This window comes from Acetobacter sp. ESL1128 (assembly GCF_058505085.1).
This window is the reverse complement of the sequence record NZ_CP196369.1, coordinates 646338-665452: the sequence shown is the minus strand read 5'-3', so window position 1 is coordinate 665452 and position 19115 is coordinate 646338. Positions and strand designations below refer to the sequence as shown.

The following is a 19115-nucleotide window of genomic DNA, read 5'->3' as shown; positions in this document are numbered from 1 at the left end:
CAACGGCAACTTTATCCTTGCGCGCCCCATATGCGGATCTGTGCGCAAGGGGGAGTTGAGATACGGCCAAAGCCGTGTATAATTGTTGCGAAATCGAACGATTAAGCAGGAGTTTTTCATGAAAAAAACCATTCTGGCTGTGCTTGCAGCAACTGCGGGCCTGTCCGGCCTTGCAGGGAACGCACACGCAGCAGCCGATGGTGCGCAACTGTTCGCAACACACTGCGCCATGTGCCACCAGAGCACCGGCAGCGGCGTGCCCGGGCAGTTCCCTCCGCTTAAAGGCCGTATCAACCAGATTGCAGCCACCCCCGAAGGCAAAACCTACGTTATTCACGTACTGCTCAACGGTCTGGCAGGCAGCCTGAAGGCTGGCGGCATGTCCTATATGGGTTACATGCCCTCCATGGCCGCCATGTCGGATGATGATATTGCAGCACTGCTGAGCTACGTTTCCGCCCTGTCGGGCGACGCTTCCGCCCCGGCCTTTACTGCAGACGAAATCAAGAGCGCGCGTGCAACCCCACTCCAGCCCGGCCAGATTCTGGAAGAGCGCAACACGCTTAACGCAGCCCACCCGCTGCCATAAGCCCCTGCCCCATTACGGGCAGACCATAAAAAAAGCCTCCCGCAGCACTGTGCGGGAGGCTTTTTTGTTACCCCAGCCCCGTGAAGGGCCGGGGTAACAAAATGACTTACTGGGCCGTGTAGCCGCCATCAATCACCAGTTCACTCCCGGTCATGAACTTGGATTCGTCAGACGCCAGATACAGAATGCCGTACGCAATATCGTCCGGTTCACCCAGATGGCCAAGCGGATGCAGGTCCACCAGCTTCTGGCGTGCTTCTGCGGCATCCTTGGTCAGCCCCTGCACCATGGGGGTCCAGATATAGCCCGGATGCACGGAATTGACCCGAATCTTGTAGCCCGACTTGGCACAGTGCAATGCGGCAGATTTGGTAAACAGGCGCACGCCACCCTTGCTGGCGTTATAGGCTGCAAGGGTAGGGTCCCCCACCAGCCCTTCAATGGAGGACAGGTTGATAATGGACCCGCCCCCTGCTTTTTTCATGGCTTCAACCGCATATTTGGTGCCCAGAAACACGCTGTTGAGGTTGATGGACTGCACACGCTGCCAGTCTTCCAGGCTCGTGCTTTCCACCGTGCCATTATAGGCAATACCGGCATTGTTGACCGCAACATCCAGCTTGCCAAATGTCTGCTCCGCCAGATTTACGGCGTTCTGCCAGTCTGCTTCCTGCGTAACGTTGAGTTTGACAAACAGGGCCTCGCCCCCTGCAGCCTTGATTTCGGCTACCGTGTTGTGTCCGGCTTCTTCCTGCAAATCAGCCACGACAACCTTGGCACCTTCCTTGGCCAGCAGAATTGCGGTGGCCTTGCCAATACCGTTGGCGGCCCCTGTAACAATGGCGACTTTTCCTGCTACGCGGGTCATGTATCTGCTCCGTGGTTTGTTCTGTCCTGTAATTACAAACGCAAACCGAAGCCTTTGGCCTTGATGCCCGTCAAAAAAATTGTTTTCTTCACCATATTTTCAAAAAAATCAGTTCTTTACCCCGCATTATCGAGTCATATCCGGCGTAAAGGCTGCACGGGCTTAACTCATGCCTCGTTTTTCTGCGCTTTCCATGCTGCCAGTGCCCGTGCGCGCGCTACGCCGTGGTCCACAATGGGGCTGGGGTAGCCAGTCGGCTGCAACAGGGTTGCCTGCCATGGGGTATGAATATCGGGGCCACGCAGCCCCGCCAGTTCGGGCACCCAGGTACGGATATACGCGCCATCGGGGTCGAATTTCTGCGATTGCAGGATGGGGTTCATAATCCGGAAAAAAGGGGCGGATTCCACCCCGGTTCCAGCATTCCATTGCCAGTTCATGGGGTTGCTTGCGGGGTCATAATCCACCAGCGTATGGGCAAACCAGCGTTCGCCCTCGCGCCAGTCAATCAGCAGGTGTTTGACCAGAAAAGACGCCACAACCATGCGCACCCGGTTGTGCATAAGACCCGTCTGCCAGAGCTGGCGCATGCCCGCATCAACCAGCGGGTAACCCGTGCGCCCCTTTTGCCAGCGTGCCAGCCCCTTGGGGTCCACCCGCCATGGCATTGTATCAAACTCGGGCCTGAGGTTGCGCGTACTCATATCCGGGTGTTCCCACAACAAGGACCACGCAAACTCCCGCCACCCGATTTCGGAGAGGAACTTACTCCCTCCATCCTGCGCGCCTGCCGCCGCCACGGCGTGCCAGATCTGTGCAGGTGTTATCTGGCCCGTGCGCAAGAAGGGAGAAAGCTCGGACGTTGCATCCCTGCTGGGAAAATCCCTGTCCTGCGCATAATTTTGCAGGGCATGGGCAATAAAGTCATGCAACTGGGCGTGTGCGTCCTGCTCGGCAAAAGCGTGGTAGGGCCGCATGGCCTCGGCCCAGCCCGGCAGGTTCTGCACTGCGGCATCGGGCAAGATCTGTGCATCTGGCAAGGCCAGGCATGGGGCAAACGCCATACTTGGGGGAACCGGCAAGGGGGCCGGGTAATGGGCCGTAGCACTGGCCGCACGCCAGAATGCACCAAAGACCTGAAAAGGCTGCCCGGCCTTGCTCCGCACGGTCCATGGCTCATGCAGCAGGCTGCCCGGCGTGCTGTGCACTGCCACACCCATCTGTTTAAGCTGGGCCTTGAGCCGGGTATCCGTAGCTTTACCCGCCGGGTCGTAGCGACGGTTCCAGAACACCTGCTTACACCCGCCTTCACGCACCAGTTCGGGCAGAATCTGCTCGGCCTGCCCCGTAAACAGGTGCAGGCGGCCACCATATGCGCGCAAGGCGTGGTCCAGCGCCTGCACACTCTGGGCCTGCCACCAGTCCAGCGCGGTTGTGCAGGCCTGACCTGCAGGGCGTATAAACACGCACCACAAGGGCTGGCCGCTCCGCACGGCGTTGGTCAGGGCAAGGTTGTCGGCCAGTCGCAGGTCATCGCGGAACCAGACCACAACGGGGGATGGGCTGGTTTTATCCATACCGGCACCTGTTACGCGCATGGTGGCCGCGTTAGTTCACCGGACCATCGGACAGACGCACAAGCACCTTGACCGGGTTGCCGTTGTCATCTGGCCCTACGTAAAAATCGCGCCATGTGTTGCGCGTAAAGATCCATGTTTTGGAGAGGTTAACCCCAAGGGAGCTGCTTTTGCATGGCGGGCTGCCATCCCCCGGCTGGCTGTTGGCACACTGGGCGGCACTCCCCCCCTTGGTGGGCAGGTACACGTTGGTTTCCAGCGTAGCTGTGCGGCCGTTCAGGCGGACTGTGCCCTCCACCCCGACTTTTTTACTGACCTCCAGCGGCGCTCCCCCCTGCGGCGGTGCGCCCTGCACCACTACATCGGAAAAATTGGCTGGGTTGACCGAACACACTTCAGACGCAGCGGTGCTGATGGTGTGTTCCACGTCATTGACGGTCACCACCACATGCACATCAATAATGTAAACCGGGCCGGATACACACAATGTGCTCTCGCCATCATTGGCGGCATAGGGCGAACGGGGCACAGACGCCGCCCGTGCTGTGGCAGCAGGCACAAACGCAGCGACTGACGCAATAAACAGGCAGGATGCCACAACAAAAAGTTTCTGCTTCATCACCACTGCCGCACCCTTTATCCACCGTTTGTAAAAAAGCTGTCCTGAATACCACGCGCAATCTGGCATGAATGGCCAAGAATAAACAGTCTGTCCGCGCGCGAGAAGCACTTACCCGCAGCATAAACAGGGGAGAACAGCCCGGACGTGTCTAACCCGAAACGGGAAAGTGTCTAACCCAGCCTATAAACCGCAGTTTTTGGCTATTTTTACAGGAGAATGGTGGACCCGACGCGATTCGAACGCGTGACCTTTGCCTTCGGAGGGCAACGCTCTATCCAGCTGAGCTACGGGTCCGTTGGCCCATCTCCTAACCTAAAGCGGGGGGCGTTGCCAAGCCTTTATCTTTCATATCCGCCCGAACAGGCCAGCACCGGCAGAATAACCCCTGCAAGGGGCCTCCACAGGGCTTAGGGAGGAACAACGCCATCCAGTCTGGCAGGCAGGAACCATGCCGGGCTACGCCCACCAAGCCCGCTGGCTCTCTGCTCCTGCGCCAGCCATACGGCAGCGGTTATATCCCCCCCCGATGGCAAAAACCGCTCTGGCTGGTTGATCCAGCTAGCAATATCCCCCAGAGCCAGCGCGCCGCGCCGGTCACGCAGCAGCAGGTGGTGCCCTCCGGTTATCAGGTCCAGCCGGGCTGGCGGTGGCAGTTCCCCCCATGCCTGCGCCATGGCCTGCGGGGGCACAAGCTGGTCCTGATCTCCGTACAAGCACAAGACGGGGCCATGCACCCTTGGCGCCGCACGCGCTGCACTGCGCATGAGGGCCACCAGCCCGCGCAGGGCTTCCAGCCGGGTCTGGCGCAGGGTGAGCGGGTCATAATACAGGCGGATAAGGGCTGCGGGGTTATCGCTGGCCACAACATGCACCGGCAGTTCGCGCCCCGTTACAAAACGCTTGGGAAACAGTGTGGCCAGCACATCCAGCGGAATATCCGCCCCTATTCCAAGGTCCCACACAGCAGGGGCCAGCAATATGGTCCCTGCAACCTTGGGGGCATCCGGGCCGGACATAAGCAGCATAAGCACAGCGCCCCCCATGCTCTCCCCCATAAGGTAAAGCGGCACGTCAGGGTGGGTCTGGCGGATCCGGCCTTCCTCCTCACGCGCATCGGCAACCAGCTGGGCACTGCCGGCCCAGCCCCCACGCAGGGGGGCGGCCCCAAAACCGCGTATGTCGGGGGCAACAAGTGTAATCCCCTGTGCTGCCAGAGCCGGGGCGGAATACTCCCATGCGTCCTTGCTGTCATTAAACCCGTGCAGGGCCAGCACAACCGCGCGTTCATGCCCATGGGCCTGCCACACCCGCACGGGTATGGCCGCACCATCCCGCAGGCTTATCACCCCATCAGGCGGAACAAGGCGGGCGGCGGCGGCGTACCAGGGGGGAGGAACAGGTGCAGGGGGCAGCACACTGGCGCAGCCTCCAAGCAGAGCCAGCCCACATGCAAACAGGGGCAAAGCCCTGCTCCAGCGCCGGAGTAAGCCTTTGCTCACGCGTATGGGAAAAGATGCCTGCTGCACAACCACGGCTACAATGCGTATCATCCCCCCAGACTTTGCGCCACACCCGTACCTGCCAACCTGATACGAGGCTTTTTGAACCCATGCTTATCCAACCGGCAAACCCCATCCCCCGCCCCCGTCTGGGGCATGTGGAAACCATTCTGGTCGATCAGCGCAAAATTGCCTGCGATGGCGGGCTGGGCCAGTTGGGGCACCCGCGCGTCTGGCTCAGGATCGGTGGGCACCAGACGGTCTGCCCATACTGCTCGCGCCTGTTTGTGCTCCAGCCCGGTGCAGCAGCCGACTCCGGGCATTAATCCGGCGGCGGGCACACGATCCATTTCCCACACAGCCAGGCTTTGCGTATGCTGGCCCTCTGGACCCATACCCGTGCTGAAAGCTGACGTTGATGCGCCGCCCTGCCCGCTCCGCCACCCAACTCCCTGCCCCCAAGGTTGCGTGCTCCGCACCAGCGGCTGCCAGCACGCGCACCCCCCGCGCCCTGTTTTTGCGTGGTTCTGAACAGGTGGCACGGCTGGCAACGGGGCTGGCAACGGGGCTGGCGGGACTACTGGGGCTAGCACTGGCCTGCACCGGCAGCCTGCCCCATGCCGCACAGGCTGCGCAAAGTGCTCCTGTGGTCAGTGCCCACAGCACCGCCACCCTGATTACGGACGCCAGCACGGCCAGCGCCACTGCCCCGCTCCATGTGGCCCTGCGCCTGCAGCTCAAGCCCGGATGGCACACATACTGGCTTAACCCCGGGGATGCAGGGGACCCTGCCAGCCTGAGTGTCACCGCATCGGGCGCATTACAGGGCACCGCCCAGACCATTACCTGGCCCACGCCCCAACGCATAAGGGATGCCTCCCTTATGTCCTACGCCTATACGGGGGATGTTGTGCTGCCGGTTACGCTGCACCTGCAACCCGGCACACCAGACGCACACGGCTGGACAACCCTGAACGCACAGGCAAGCTGGCTTGTATGCGAGCAATCCTGCATTCCCGAAGACGGTACGTTTACCCTGACCCTGCCCACAGGGGCTCCGCTGGCCTCTGCTCAGGCATCTCTTTTTGTGCAGGCGGCCCAGCATACGCCTGTGCCTTCCCCCTACCCGGTTACAGTCAGCCCTGCTGGTGTATTGCATGTGCTCGCACCGGGCCTGAACCGGCAATCCGTGGGGAATGCGTGGTTCATGCCCCAAGAACGCGGGCAGATTGCCGAAGCTGCACCACAGACCCTGACATTTGATGCCAATGGGCTGTCCCTCCGCCTTGAACCCACAACAGGTTTTGCCCGTAACAAACCTCTGGCGGGTATTCTGGTCCTGCAGGCACCAGACGGAACCGAGCGCGCCCTGAGCATACAGGCTACCCCACAGGCGGATACACCAGCCCCGGCACAGAGCGCGGCCCTGAGTGGAGTGCCACGCGCAATACCGGCGGCAACTCCACCATCAGGCACACCCCAACCCACCCCCACACTGCCCGAAGAGCAAGGTGCCGCCAGTCAGGCCAGCCCCGCCCCCGACACAGCCGCCCCTACAGGTAACGCACTGGCAGAGGGTGGCAACACAACGCGCGACCTGCTCCGCTTTATCGTACTGGGGTTACTTGGCGGGCTGGTGCTAAACCTGATGCCCTGCGTTTTTCCCATTCTGGCCATGAAGGCACTGGCCGTGGCCCGTATGGGCCAAAGCGAGCGCAAGCACCAAAAGCAGAGTGCCATAGCTTACGCCGCCGGGGTTATTGCGGGTTTTACAGCCCTTGGCGCACTGGTCATGGCGCTACGGGTTGGGGGGAGTGCTACGGGCTGGGGGTTCCAGTTCCAGTCCACCGTATTTGTGGGCATGATCACCTGGCTGCTCTTTGCCATGGCGCTCAACCTGCTGGATGTATTTGCCTTTCTTCCCCCCGCTCTGGGCAATGCCTCCTCCCGCAAACACGGGCTTGCGCATGATGTGCTGACCGGCCTGCTGGCTGTGGTTGTGGCCTCCCCCTGCACGGCCCCGTTCATGGGGGTTGCCATTGCTGGAGCCCTTGCTGGTCCGCCGCTTACCGGGCTGGTGGTGTTTGCAGCCCTTGGCGTTGGGCTGGCGGCCCCCTACGTGCTGCTGGCCTTTAGCCCCACACTGGCCAGCCACCTGCCGCGCCCCGGTGCATGGATGGACTATTTACGCCAGTTTCTGGCGTTCCCCCTGCTCGGGACATGCGTGTGGCTGCTCTGGGTTGCCACGGTGGAAGGGGGCGCCACAACAGTATTGCTGCTGTGTTCGGGCATGGTGTGTCTGGCGTTTGCTGCATGGGTGTATGGCATTGCCCAAAAGCGCCAGCGCCACATGGGCCACAGCCGGAGTTGCACGGCCCTGTATGGTGTGGCCCTGCTGGGGCTGCTGGGGGCCATGGCGCTGCTCCCTGCCCTGCAACAGCAGGCGGCACAGCAGCCCGGCACGGTGCAAGCTTTACCCAGCGGGACAGAGGCTTTTTCGCAAAAGCGGCTGGACGCCCTGCATGCCGCCGGTAAACCCGTGTTTGTGGATATGACAGCGGCATGGTGCATTAGCTGCCTTGTGAACGAGCGCGTGGCCCTGAACACCGATGCCACAAAAGCCGCCATGGCCCGCTACGGCGTAACGGTCCTGCGCGGGGACTGGACCCGGCGAGACCCGGCCATAACGGCTTTTCTGCACGCGCATGGGCGCGACGGTGTGCCGTTTTACCTGTTTGTACCCGCACAGGGTGATGCCGTGGTGCTCCCCCAGATTCTGACCCAGGGGCTGGTGCTCCGCACCATAACCCCCATACATTAAGAGCAACGGCACGGCTCCACCCCACACCAAGCCCCTGCCAGCAAAGCTGCGGAGGGCTTAATGTGTGGTGGTGGAAAACAGGTTGATGACCACCACACCAGCCAGAATAAGCGCGATGCCCGCAATGGCCGGGGCATCGAGCGTCTGTTTTAAAAACACCGCGCCAATAACCGAAATCAGCACAATGCCAACACCCGACCACAAGGCGTACACAACGCCTGCGGGCAGGGTTTTAAGCGGGATGGACAGAAAGTAAAACGCGCACCCATAAGCCAGCAGGCTGATGGTCGCAGGCAGCCAGCGCGCAAATCCCTGAGACGCGGCAAGGCAGGCCGTGCCAATCACTTCCGCCACAATGGCAATGCCCAAAAGCAGCAGGGGTTTGTGAGTCATCCCCACAAACCCGAAGCGGGAGTGGCGCGCCCGACGTTACGCAATGCGCTCAAGACCACCCATATAGGGGCGCAGAACCTCCGGCACGGTTATGGACCCATCCTCGTTCTGGTAGTTTTCCATCACGGCAATTAAGGTACGCCCTACAGCCAGCCCGGAACCATTGAGGGTATGCACAAACGCGGGGGCGCCACCGGCCTGCGCACGGTAGCGTGCATTCATGCGGCGGGCCTGAAAGTCGCGCGTGTTGGAGCATGACGAAATCTCACGCCAGGCGTCCTGCCCCGGCAGCCAGGCTTCAAGGTCAAACGTCTTGGCCGCGCCAAACCCCGTATCCCCCGCACACAGCAGCATGCGGCGGTAGGAAATGTTCAGTTTTTCCAGCACAACCTCGGCACAGCGGGTCATGCGCTCGTGTTCGGCGTCACTCTCCTCCGGCGTGGTCACGCTGACCATTTCCACTTTTTCAAACTGGTGCTGGCGCAGCATGCCGCGCACGTCCCGCCCGGAGGCCCCGGCCTCGCTACGGAAGCACTGGCTGAGTGCGGTCAGGCGCATGGGCAGGGCGGAGCCATCCACAATATCCCCCGCGACCGAAGCGCTCAGCGGCACTTCAGCTGTGGGAATAAGCCAGCGGCCATCCTCCGTTCTAAAGGACTGGTCGGCAAACTTGGGCAGCTTGTCGGTGCCGTACATGGCATCATCATTCACCAGCACGGGCACCTGTGTTTCCGTGTAGCCATGCTCCGTGGTGTGCAGGTCAAGCATGAACTGGCCCAGAGCGCGCTCCAGCCGTGCCAGTGCGCCACGCAGCACCACAAAGCGCGACCCCGAAAGCTTGGCCGCCGTGGCAAAATCCATCTGGCCCAAAGCCTCGCCCAGCTCAAAATGCTGTTTGGGGGCAAAGGCAAACTCGGGTCTGGTGCCCCATGTTTGCACCACCACATTTGCGGTTTCATCCGGGCCATCAGGCACGCTCGGGTCCAGCCGGTTGGGCAGGGTGGCCAGCAGGTTGGTGGTCTGGTTGCCCAGAGTGTCCACCTTCTCCTTCAGTCCTTCCATGTCCGTGCGCAGGCTAGCGCCTTCGGCTTCCAGCCCGGCTGTGTCTCCCCCTGTACGTTTGAGGGTGCCTATCTCCCGCGCAAGGGTTTTGCTGCGGGTCTGCTTGTCCTGCAAAAGGGTCTGGGCCTGCCGTTTTTCCTCATCCCATGCAAGAAGCTGCGCAGAGACGGGGGCCATGCCCCGGCGCGCCAGATCTGCATCAAACGCCGTGGGGTCGGCTCTTAGGGCGCGGATGTCATGCATGGATCAGGGAACCTCCTGCTCGGGGTTGGTCGTATCCGCCAGCGGCCGTTTAGGCTCGATCAGGCGGGCACACAGAATGGAAATTTCGTAAAGCAACACCAGCGGCACAGCCAGACCGAACTGGGTAATGGGGTCGGGCGGCATAAAAATGGCCCCAAGCACAAACGCGCCCACAATGGCGTAGCGGCGGAACTTGCGCAGCATGGCGGAGGTCACAATACCCACACGGGCAAGCAGGCTGAGCACCACCGGCAGCTCGAACGCAATGCCAAACGCCATGATCATCTTCATGACCAGAGACAGATATTCCGACACCTTGGCCTGAAGTTCGATCTGTACCTGATCGCCCCCCGCACCCGGCGTCTGGAACGACACGAAAAACCGCCATGCCACAGGGAAAATAAAGTAATACGCCAGCGCCGCCCCGGCCACGAACAGCACAGGCGTTGCAATAAGGAACGGTGCAAAAGCCCGTTTTTCCGAGCGGTAAAGCCCCGGCGCAATAAACATCCACGCCTGTATGGCGACTATGGGAAAGGACAAAAACGCCGCCCCGAACAGGGCCACCCGGATATAGGTAAAAAACGCCTCATACAGTGCGGTATAAATCAGGTGGGGCTGCTCCCCACGCTGGCGCATGATCTCGCCTAACGGGCGGGCCAGAAACAGGTAAATATCACCCGCGTAATGGTAGCACAGGGCAAAGCACACAATAAACGCAGCCCCCGACCACAGCAGGCGGCGGCGCAGCTCCAGCAAATGCTCCAGCAGAGGCATGGGCTGGTCGTGGATCGGGTCTTCCTGATGAGGGGCGTTATCGCTCATGCCTGCGGGTCCGTTGTCGTGCTGGCGGGTCCATGTGCTGCCGTAACGGCCTGCGTTCTATTCTCGGCCTCTTCCCCCGCTGGCTCTGCGCCCGCCGGGGTGGGTTGCTCTGGCGTAAAGGGAGGCGCAACGGCCTGCCCCGTAATGGGCTGGTCCTCCAGCCCGGCAATAACGCCGGGGGCCACGCTATGGCCTGCATGCATAAGCCGCACGGGGGGGAGGATGGCAGGCGGATGCAGCCGGTCCTGCTCACGCAGGATGCGGCGCACAATAATGGGGGGCAGTTCGGGGGGAGCACTGTCCACCTGCCGGTCCTGCACACTTTCCTGCCATGCCGGAGCGGAGCCGTAGTGCTCATGGCCCATAGGCGTGGTGGCGTAGTCCGCTGTTGCGGGGGCGGGGCTTGCCGAGCGGGGCATGGCATCCAGCGCTCTGGGGCCGGAGGGGACAAAACGCTCGGTTACGGGTGGGGCGGATACAGCCTTGTTCAGGCTCCCATCGCTATCCAGCGCCTTCATGATCCGGCCGCGCACGTTCAGGTTTTTCAGGTCCCGCACATGCTCGCTTACCTCGGACAGGTCAGCCTCACGCACCACCTCATCAAGGTGGGACTGGAACTCACTGGCCAGCGCACGGGCTTTTTTAATGCCTTTTGCAAGCCCGCGAATAGCAACCGGCAGGTCCTTGGGGCCAATAACAACCAGAGCCACCGCGCCGATCAGGGCGAATTCCGACCATGCAAAATCAAACATACCAAGCCCCGTTCACGCCCACCCCATGCGACCCACAACATAGTCCTGCAACACAGTCAGGGCGTGCATCTCTATCACGGACCATCGGGGGCGGGAACCGCAACCTGTGCAACCTGCTCATCTGCCGCGCCGGTTGCGAGGGGTACCTCTGGCTCTTCCCCCGCCTGCTCCGGGGTATCCCCCGGGGAGTGGGGGCCCTCATCAGGCCCTTGCCCTGCGGCCTGAAACGCCATAGCCGACTGGGGCAGCCCGCCCTCCCCCGGATTTTGGGGCACATCCACCATAAGCTCCTCACGCCGCGGCATGTCGGAGAGTGCGCGCAGGCCAAAATGACGCAAAAAGTCGGCCGTGGTGCCCCACAAGACCGGCCTGCCCGGCACCTCCTTGCGGCCACGCGGGGCAATCAGCTCCGCTTCGATCAGGGTATCGAGCACATTCTGCCCAAGGCTTACGCCACGAATTTCTTCTATTTCCACACGGGTACAGGGCTGGTGGTAGGCAATAATGGCCAGTGTTTCCATCACCGCGCGGGGCAGCCGCCTTGGCCGCTCCAGCACGCGGGTTAAGAGCGGTGCCAGATCGGGGGCGGTACGGAACTGCCAGCCACCGGCCACCTCTACGGGGAACACGCCCCTACCCTCATAACGGCGGCACAGTTCGGCCAGAACAGCCGCCACAAAAGCCCCCAGGTCTTCCTCCCCCGTGGGCATAATCTGCCTGCCTTCCAGCAGGTCCGCCAGACGGCGGGCGCTCACGGGTTCGGTCGAGGCAAAAATAAGGGCTTCGGCCAGCCTTACGGCTTCATCCGGCACAGTCAGGGGGGCGGGGATGGTCATGCGTCCTGCTTCTTTTCTCTGGTGTGCCCAAGCGTGGCGTCCTCTGCGGGGGTGGGGTCTTCCTCCGGTTCGGGCTGCTGGTCGGTGGCCTCTGCCTGCTCGTGCGGGCGGAGCATGATCTGGCCAAAGGTTTCATCCTGCCGCAGTTCAAGCCGCCCGGTCTTGGCCAGTTCCAACCCTGCGATCAGGGTGCCTGCCATGGCGGCGCGGCGCTGGCGCAGGGCATCCTCCCCCTCCGCCTGACCGGGCAGGCTGTCTGGCAGAAAAGCGTCCAGCGTGCTCCAGCCCGGTGGGGTTTCGCCCAGCAGGCGGGTCAGCCTGCTCAGCGCATCCTGCACGGTCCAGAACCGGATCGTGCGGGGGGCGTAAATCCGCCTGCGTGCGGTGCGTCTTACACAGGCAAGGTAAGCCCGCATAAGCTGGGCCATATCCAGCGCCAGACCGGAGCGGTCCACCTCCACCAGATTTTCGGGCAGGCCACGGGCAAACACATCACGCCCAAGGCGGGGCCGTACATCCAGCCAGCGGGCCAGCTCGCCCATGCAGGCCAGCTCTATCAGCCGTTCTTGCAACAGCTCGGCGGCTTCCTCCCCCTCCATGGCCAGTTCGTCATCGGCGGGGAGCAGCAGGCGGGATTTGAGCCATGCCAGCCATGCGGCCATAACCAGCCAGTCTGCTGCCAGTTCCAGCCGGACACGGCGGGCATTTTCCACCACAGCCAGATACTGTTCGACCAGTTGCAGGATGGAAATCCGGGCGAGGTCCACCTTTTGCGCCCGCGCCAGATCGAGCAGAAGGTCCATTGGCCCTTCAAACCCCTCCAGCCGCAAAAGCGGTACACGTGGCACGTGGTCCTGCGCTGCATCATGCGGCGCAGTGGTTTGCGGGTCTGCCGGTTTGTCGGCAGGAGGGGGCTGCGTGCCCTCCCCTGCCGGATGCACAGTTTGGGATTCCATCAAGCGTTCCACAGGTGGCGTCAGGGACGCACCACCATGCAGGCCATACCACGCTCACGCACCGAGGCGCAGAAATCCTTTGCATCCGCCACGGCACCAAAGCCCAGCACGCGCAGGCGGTAGAACGTGGCGTTATTCTGCTCGGTACGGACAAAAGCGGGGGTAACACCACCGAACAGGGTTGGGTAACGGGTTTTAAGCCGTGCCCATTCCTTCTGGGCTTCTGCCTCGGTTTGCAGGGCTGCCAGCTGGACCTGATACTTGCCCCCTGCCGTACCACGTGGAGCAGTTACGGCTTTTTTGGCCGCAGGTTTGGCAACCGGGGCGACTTCCTCTTCCCCATCGGAGGCATCATCCGTGGGAATGGGGGCTTCCTTGAGCGGTTCGGGCACTGCGGCCTCGGCTGCGGGAGCGTCCGCCCCCTGCGCGGGCAACGCGGCGGAGGGCACAGGCTTAAGGGCTGCGCCATCGGCCTGTGCGGCATCCTGCGCTGTGGGTTCAGCTGCGGTAGCCGCTGGTGCAGCCGCACCCGCTGGCGGAGTGGCGCCTGCATTATCCGCCGCTACGGGGGCTGGGGCACCCGCCGGGGCAGGCTGGCCACCATACTGGGCGGCAAGGGCTGCGGGGTTGGGTTTTTCAGGCGCGGGCACGGGGTGACCCTGCTGGTTTGCATCTGCATCGGGCAGGGCCAGCGTATCAAGCTGCATACCGCCCGGATCAACCGGCTTGGTGCGCATGGCAACCGGGGGTGGCCCCATAACGGGAATACCGCTCTGGTGGTGGCCCAGCACAGCCCAGCCGCCAATGCCCAGCACCAGCAGCCCGCCCAGCCCGGCCGCACCGTAAGCCAGACGCCGCGTGCCGGACTCACTGCCCAAAAAGCTGGTGAACATATCCATCAGCTTGCTGCCACTGGCCAATTTGTTGCCTGTGGCCGAGCGCGTGGCGGGTTTGTCGTCATAATCCATGCTCATGCGTTCACGCGCACGGCTGATCCGTTCTTCCACCGTAGAGCTGGGGCGGTCATCCTCACTCATCAGCGCATTTCCTCCACCGGGTCCACACCCATAACCGCAAGGCCGGAGCGGATAACCGCCGCCGTAGCCGCCACAAGGGCCAGACGCGCGCGCGTGGCTTCCACCGCACCAGCCTGCAGGAACCTCAGGGACGCATCATCACGCCCACGGTTCCACAGCGCATGAAAATCACCCGCCAGTTCGGCCAGATAGAACGCAATACGGTGCGGCTCCCGCGCAAAGGCGGCGGCTTCCACCATGCGCGGCCATTCAGCCAGACGGCGCACCAGAGCCATTTCCGCGTCCGAGGTCAGGCTGTCCAGCGTAGCGGAGGCAAGGGCTGCGTTGTCCACTGCGCCGTAGGCCCCTTCTTCTGCGGCACTGCGCAGCACGGAGCGGCAGCGGGCATGGGCATACTGCACATAAAACACGGGGTTATCACGCTGCTGGGCCACCACAAGGTCCAGATCAAACTCCATCTGGGCATCGCTCTTGCGGGTGAGCATGGTAAAGCGCACGGCATCACGCCCGACTTCGTCAATCAGGTCCCGCAGGGTAACAAACGTGCCTGCACGCTTGGACATTTTGACCGGCTGACCATCACGCAGAATATGCACGATCTGGCACAGCAGCACTTCCAGCGGTACGGTATCCCCCGTAAGGGCCTTTACGGCGGCCTTCATGCGTTTGACGTAACCGCCATGGTCAGCCCCCCACACGTCAATCATGACCTGTGCGCCACGGGCGACCTTGTCCATGTGGTAGCCAATATCGTTGGCAAAATAGGTGTTGGTGCCATCCGACTTGCGCAGCGGGCGGTCCACATCATCCCCAAAGCTGGTGGAGCGGAACAGGAGCTGTTCGCGCTCTTCCCAGTCTTCTGGCAGTTTGCCTTTGGGGGGTTCCAGCACGCCGTTGTACAGCAGGTCGGCCTTGGCCAGCTGGTCTATGGCGGTATCGGTTACGCCACGGGCCAGCACATCCGCCTCGGACGAAAACACATCATGGTGCACGCCAAGGGCTGCGAGGTCTTCCTTGATCGCACTTAACATATGGGTCACGGCAAAGCCGCGCACGGTTTCCAGCCATGTTGCGGCAGGGGCTGGCAGGGGTGCTCCGTCCACGTCCACTTCAGCCAGCTTGTTGCCAAACTCGGCTGCCAGTGCCTCACCCACGGGAATGAGGTATTCGCCCTGATATTGCAGGCCACCGGGGGCAAGGGCCGAAAAATCGTCCTGCGTCATTCTGGTACCCAGCACCTGCAGGTAGCGCCAGTATGCCGCCCATGCCAGCGCCTTGACCTGATTCCCCGCATCGTTGATGTAGAATTCCTTGATCACGTCAAACCCGGCCTTGGCCATAAGGTTGGCCAGTGCATCGCCCACCACGGCACCGCGGCAATGGCCGACATGCATGGGGCCGGTGGGGTTGGCGGATACGTATTCCACATTCACCCGCACGCCCTTGCCTGCTGTGGACTGGCCATAGGCCTCACCCACAGTCAGCACCACGGGCAGCACGGCCCGCAGCACGGCGGGCTGCAGGGTGATGTTGACAAAACCGGGCCCGGCGGCAGCCACGGCAGCAATGCCTTCCACCTTTTGCAGGGCGCTGACCAGATCAGCCGCAATATCGGCCGGTTTGCGGCGCGCAGCCTTGGCTAGCAGCAGGGCGGCGTTTGTTGCCATGTCCCCGTGCGCGGGGTCACGCGTGGGGGTCAATTCCACGCGGGCCAGCGTTTCCTCCGCCACGTCGGGCAACAGTTCGCGCACAACGGCCAGAACATGATGACGGTAACGCTGGAAAACACACTCGGACATAGACGACTCAACCCCGTAATTGGTGCAGCAAACGCGTTTATCAGCCTGCAACGGCCAGGTCCGTCAACCGCCTATGTTCTTCCATGGCGTATCGATCGGTCATGGAAGCCACGTAATCCGCCACGGTGCGGTGCACGGCTGCCTTATCTTTATCCCCCAGACGCTGCTGCCATTCGGCTGGCAACAGGTTTGGCGACTCCGTAAGGGTGGAAAACAGCTCCCCCGTTACGTGGCGGGCCTTGTGGGTCATGCGGTTGACCCGCCAATGCCTGTACAGCTTGGCAAACAGGAACTTGCGGATCCCCTTATTGGCCTCATCCATGGCGGGGCCAAAGGCCACAACGGGCGCATTGGCGGCCCGAATATCCTCAACACTGCGCGGGGCCAGATCCGCCAGCCGCGCGCGTGTGCACACCAGCACATCGGTCACCAGAGCATGAATGACACGGCGCACCATTTCGTGCCGGATACGCTGGTGGGTGCGGGTGTCGGTTTTTGGCAGGTCTGCCGCCAGTGCGCGGGCTTCGGCCAGAGCCTGCCCGACCAGTGGCACATCCACCAGATCATCCAGCGACAGCAGGCCGGACTTTACGCCATCATCCAGATCATGCCCGTGGTAAGCAATGTCATCTGCCAGAGCAGCCACCTGTGCCTCGGCCGAGGCATAACCGCCCAACTCCAGCGGGAACAGCGCATCCACCTCCGCCAGTCTGGCGGATGGCCTGCGCACGGGGCCATTATGTTTGGCCAGCCCTTCCAGCGTCTCCCATGTCAGGTTCAGGCCATCAAACGCCAGATAGCGCCGCTCCAGCAGCATGACCTGCCGCAGCGCCTGCGCGTTATGGTCAAACCCGCCGTACTCCTGCATGCGCGCGGCAAGTGCATCTTCCCCCGCATGACCAAAGGGCGTGTGGCCGAGGTCATGCGCCAAGGCCACGGCCTCGGTCAGGTCTTCATCCAGCCGCAGGTAGCGGGCCATGGAGCGGGCCACCTGCGCCACTTCCAGCGAATGGGTCAGCCGGGTGCGGAAAAAATCGCCCTCGTGGTTAATGAACACCTGCGTTTTATACTGCAAACGCCTGAAGCCGGAGGAATGCACCACCCTGTCCCGGTCACGCTGCCAGGGGGAGCGGGTCAGGGATTCGGGCTCTGCGTGCAGGCGCCTGCCCCGGCCCTCGCCGGGCTGCACGGCATAGGGCATCAGCTCATCGCGTTGTGTGGCTTGCAGCATTACGCACCTCCTGGCCTGTCCGGGCGGCACAATGCCCACGGACCATGCCGCCTGATCTTAGGCTATTGGAGGAAAGTTGACCATTGGAGGCGTCTTGCCCCTTCAAACCTGCACGCGGGCGGATTATCTATGGGGGTATGACACAGCCAGCCCCCACTTTTTCCGTCTCCGACTCCGCTGCCAATCGCATTGCCAGCGTTATCGCCAAAAAACAGGCCAGTGCCACCAGCGGGCAGGAAGCCCCGGTTGCCCTGCGCGTAGCGGTGGAAGCAGGGGGGTGCAACGGGTTCCAGTATCAGTTCATCCTCACCCCGCCCGGCGGGCTGGCCGCTGATGACGTGCGCATAGAAAAAAACGGCGCGCTGGTGGTGGTGGACCCCACAAGTCTGGACCTGCTGGCGGGGGCGGAACTGACCTTTGAGGACAAGCTGATGGGGGCACATTTTGCCGTGGCCAACCCCAATGCGGCGTCCTCCTGCGGGTGCGGCACGAGCTTTTCCCTCGCATGAAAATCGCGACATGGAACATCAACTCGGTGCGTCTGCGGCAGGATCTGGTGCTGGACTGGCTGGCGCGCGAACAGCCCGATGTGCTGATGTTGCAGGAAATCAAATGCGAGACGCATCTGTTTCCCTCCGAGGTTTTTGCGCAGGCAGGCTACCGCAGCGCCGTTGTGGGGCAGAAATCCTATAACGGCGTAGCCACACTGGTCCGTGGGGATTTTACGGTCACAACCGAGCATCTGCCCGGCTTTACCGACCCTGCCGCCCGGTATGTGGAGGTTTGCACCCAAGGGCTGGTGCTGGGCAACCTGTACCTGCCCAATGGCAATTCCGGCGCGGAGCAGGGTTACGCCACCAAGCTGGAGTTTCTGGCAGCACTCACCGCGCGCGCGCAGGATTTTTTGCAGCAGGATACGGACTTTGTGCTGGCGGGGGATTACAATATCTGCCCCACCCCAGAGGACTGCGCCCCCGGTGCGCTGGCCCCGGATGACGCTCTTGTACGCCCGCAAAGCCGGGCAGCATGGCGGCAACTGCGCTGGCTGGGCCTGACCGATGCCCTGCGCGCCCTGCACCCCCACGGTGCGGCCTATACGTTCTGGGATTATCAGGCCGGAGCATGGCCACGGGACAGCGGGTTACGGATCGACCATATGCTGCTCTCCCCCCGTGTGGCCGAACGCCTGCAAACAGCACAACCCGACCGGGGGGAACGCGGCAAGGAGCGCCCATCCGACCACGTGCCGCTTATTGTCACGCTGGAAAATGGCGTACCCACACCCAACTAGGCCCACAGGCACAGCGGGCAACCCTGCCACGGGTGCCTGCCTGCCCTGCACCATCCGCCCCGCCTGTCTGGCGGATGCCCCGCACCTGCCTGCACTGGAGCGCGATGCCGCACAGGCATTTGCCACCATACCGGAACTGGCCGGGCTGGCCGGGGGAGATGTGCTCCCCCTTGCCGAACATACTGCCAGCATAGCCGCGCAAGCCTGCTGGGTTGCGGCCAGTGCTGCGGGGCCGTTGCTGGGGTTTGTCACAGCGCACCCTTACGGGCAGGACCTGCATATTCAGGAAATGTCGGTCACGCGGGCGGCACAGGGCCAGGGGCTGGGCCGCCGCCTGCTGCACGCCGTATGCACAGCCGCACAGAAGCGGGGATTGCAGCGCGTAACACTCACCACGTTTGTCAACTTACCATGGAACGCGCCATTCTATGCCTCGGCCGGGTTTTGCCATGTGCCCGATGCCGCACTGGACGCACGGCTGGCCAGCATACTGGCGGATGAGCACGCCACCGGCCTTGCCGCAATACCCCGCTGCGCCATGCAGTATGCTGTCCCTGCGGCGGCTGAATGTGTTTCAAAATGAAACAGTTGCGCCGCTCAAAGCGGGCATGCGCCATCACACTGCCGTGATAAGGCCGCACCTTCCCCCCTTATGGCAGTACCAGCCCTTGCACGTTTGTTTTTTTTCATCACACTAACCACGCTCTGACGCAC

19 protein-coding genes and 1 tRNA gene are annotated in these 19115 nt (G+C 62.4%); 6 read left to right on the top strand and 14 right to left on the bottom strand.

The genetic code is table 11. The annotated features are described in order from the left end of the window. The first annotated feature begins 118 nt into the window (after nucleotides 1-118). The gene (locus ACSYTG_RS03180) at nucleotides 119-589 is read left to right on the top strand and encodes a c-type cytochrome (protein ID WP_086646644.1); all 471 of its coding nucleotides are present in this window, start codon (nucleotides 119-121) and stop codon (nucleotides 587-589) included. Nucleotides 590-695: 106 nt separating this feature from the next. Here ACSYTG_RS03180 and ACSYTG_RS03175 read toward each other — a convergent pair whose 3' ends face one another. The 5 genes from ACSYTG_RS03175 to ACSYTG_RS03155 all read right to left on the bottom strand — a co-directional run bounded on the left by ACSYTG_RS03175 (nucleotide 696) and on the right by ACSYTG_RS03155 (nucleotide 5206). Further along, nucleotides 696-1457 carry an SDR family oxidoreductase gene (locus ACSYTG_RS03175; RefSeq protein ID WP_086646643.1) on the bottom strand — a complete coding sequence of 254 codons (762 nt, stop codon included), beginning with the start codon at nucleotides 1455-1457 and terminating at the stop codon, nucleotides 696-698. A gap of 167 nt (nucleotides 1458-1624) precedes the next feature. Next, entirely contained in the window at nucleotides 1625-3034 is a 1410-nt protein-coding gene (locus tag ACSYTG_RS03170; protein ID WP_489783730.1) for a cryptochrome/photolyase family protein, read from the bottom strand. Nucleotides 3035-3065: 31 nt separating this feature from the next. Beyond that, complete coding sequence (locus ACSYTG_RS03165) at nucleotides 3066-3653, bottom strand: hypothetical protein (protein WP_086646642.1); 588 nt, start codon at nucleotides 3651-3653, stop codon at nucleotides 3066-3068. A gap of 220 nt (nucleotides 3654-3873) precedes the next feature. Continuing rightward, nucleotides 3874-3950, bottom strand: a tRNA-Arg gene (locus ACSYTG_RS03160). Nucleotides 3951-4063: 113 nt separating this feature from the next. Further along, the gene (locus tag ACSYTG_RS03155) at nucleotides 4064-5206 is read right to left on the bottom strand and encodes an alpha/beta fold hydrolase (protein WP_489783731.1); all 1143 of its coding nucleotides are present in this window, start codon (nucleotides 5204-5206) and stop codon (nucleotides 4064-4066) included. Nucleotides 5207-5265: 59 nt separating this feature from the next. Between ACSYTG_RS03155 and ACSYTG_RS03150 the strand changes: the two genes are divergently transcribed. Together ACSYTG_RS03150 and ACSYTG_RS03145 are read left to right on the top strand one after the other, a co-directional pair. Then, nucleotides 5266-5481: a zinc-finger domain-containing protein gene (locus ACSYTG_RS03150; RefSeq protein WP_086646640.1), complete on the top strand. Its 216-nt coding sequence runs from the start codon at nucleotides 5266-5268 to the stop codon at nucleotides 5479-5481. Between the two features lie 92 nt (nucleotides 5482-5573). After that, nucleotides 5574-7976, top strand: a complete 2403-nt coding sequence (locus ACSYTG_RS03145) for a protein-disulfide reductase DsbD family protein (protein WP_489783732.1) — start codon at nucleotides 5574-5576, stop codon at nucleotides 7974-7976. Nucleotides 7977-8033: 57 nt separating this feature from the next. On the opposite strand, the gene ACSYTG_RS03140 is transcribed toward ACSYTG_RS03145, so the two are convergent. From ACSYTG_RS03140 to ACSYTG_RS03100, 9 genes are all read right to left on the bottom strand, one after another. Further along, nucleotides 8034-8369 (bottom strand): DMT family transporter, encoded by a 336-nt coding sequence (locus ACSYTG_RS03140; RefSeq protein WP_086646638.1) that lies wholly within the window; start codon nucleotides 8367-8369, stop codon nucleotides 8034-8036. Nucleotides 8370-8405: 36 nt separating this feature from the next. After that, nucleotides 8406-9674, bottom strand: a complete 1269-nt coding sequence (gene serS / locus ACSYTG_RS03135; protein ID WP_489783733.1) for a serine--tRNA ligase — start codon at nucleotides 9672-9674, stop codon at nucleotides 8406-8408. Between the two features lie 3 nt (nucleotides 9675-9677). Next, nucleotides 9678-10499 (bottom strand): twin-arginine translocase subunit TatC, encoded by an 822-nt coding sequence (gene tatC, locus ACSYTG_RS03130; RefSeq protein ID WP_095349286.1) that lies wholly within the window; start codon nucleotides 10497-10499, stop codon nucleotides 9678-9680. Further along, nucleotides 10496-11251, bottom strand: a complete 756-nt coding sequence (gene tatB / locus ACSYTG_RS03125) for a Sec-independent protein translocase protein TatB (RefSeq protein ID WP_489783734.1) — start codon at nucleotides 11249-11251, stop codon at nucleotides 10496-10498. Before tatB ends, tatC begins: the two co-directional genes overlap by 4 nt. Nucleotides 11252-11325: 74 nt before the next feature. Further along, the gene (scpB, locus tag ACSYTG_RS03120; RefSeq protein WP_489783735.1) at nucleotides 11326-12087 is read right to left on the bottom strand and encodes an SMC-Scp complex subunit ScpB; all 762 of its coding nucleotides are present in this window, start codon (nucleotides 12085-12087) and stop codon (nucleotides 11326-11328) included. Beyond that, nucleotides 12084-13043, bottom strand: a complete 960-nt coding sequence (locus tag ACSYTG_RS03115) for a segregation and condensation protein A (protein ID WP_489783736.1) — start codon at nucleotides 13041-13043, stop codon at nucleotides 12084-12086. The genes scpB and ACSYTG_RS03115 overlap by 4 nt, the downstream gene beginning before the upstream one ends. Before the next feature lie 20 nt (nucleotides 13044-13063). Then, a complete protein-coding gene (locus tag ACSYTG_RS03110; protein ID WP_489783737.1) occupies nucleotides 13064-14080 on the bottom strand; it encodes an SPOR domain-containing protein in 1017 nt (338 codons plus the stop codon). After that, on the bottom strand, nucleotides 14080-15879 hold the full coding sequence (gene argS, locus ACSYTG_RS03105) for an arginine--tRNA ligase (protein WP_489783738.1): 1800 nt from the start codon (nucleotides 15877-15879) through the stop codon (nucleotides 14080-14082). Before argS ends, ACSYTG_RS03110 begins: the two co-directional genes overlap by 1 nt. Before the next feature lie 40 nt (nucleotides 15880-15919). Further along, a complete protein-coding gene (locus tag ACSYTG_RS03100; protein WP_253527798.1) occupies nucleotides 15920-17110 on the bottom strand; it encodes a deoxyguanosinetriphosphate triphosphohydrolase in 1191 nt (396 codons plus the stop codon). A 137-nt stretch (nucleotides 17111-17247) separates the two neighbouring features. Here ACSYTG_RS03100 and ACSYTG_RS03095 point away from each other — a divergent pair, with 137 nt between their 5' ends. The 3 genes from ACSYTG_RS03095 to ACSYTG_RS03085 are packed head-to-tail and all read left to right on the top strand — an operon-like array spanning nucleotide 17248 to nucleotide 18984. Then, nucleotides 17248-17619, top strand: coding sequence for a HesB/IscA family protein (locus tag ACSYTG_RS03095; protein ID WP_415420091.1), 372 nt, complete (start codon nucleotides 17248-17250; stop codon nucleotides 17617-17619). Continuing rightward, complete coding sequence (locus ACSYTG_RS03090) at nucleotides 17616-18401, top strand: exodeoxyribonuclease III (protein ID WP_489783739.1); 786 nt, start codon at nucleotides 17616-17618, stop codon at nucleotides 18399-18401. Before ACSYTG_RS03095 ends, ACSYTG_RS03090 begins: the two co-directional genes overlap by 4 nt. Next, a complete protein-coding gene (locus ACSYTG_RS03085; RefSeq protein ID WP_489783740.1) occupies nucleotides 18379-18984 on the top strand; it encodes a GNAT family N-acetyltransferase in 606 nt (201 codons plus the stop codon). The genes ACSYTG_RS03090 and ACSYTG_RS03085 overlap by 23 nt, the downstream gene beginning before the upstream one ends. The last annotated feature ends 131 nt before the right edge of the window (nucleotides 18985-19115 follow it).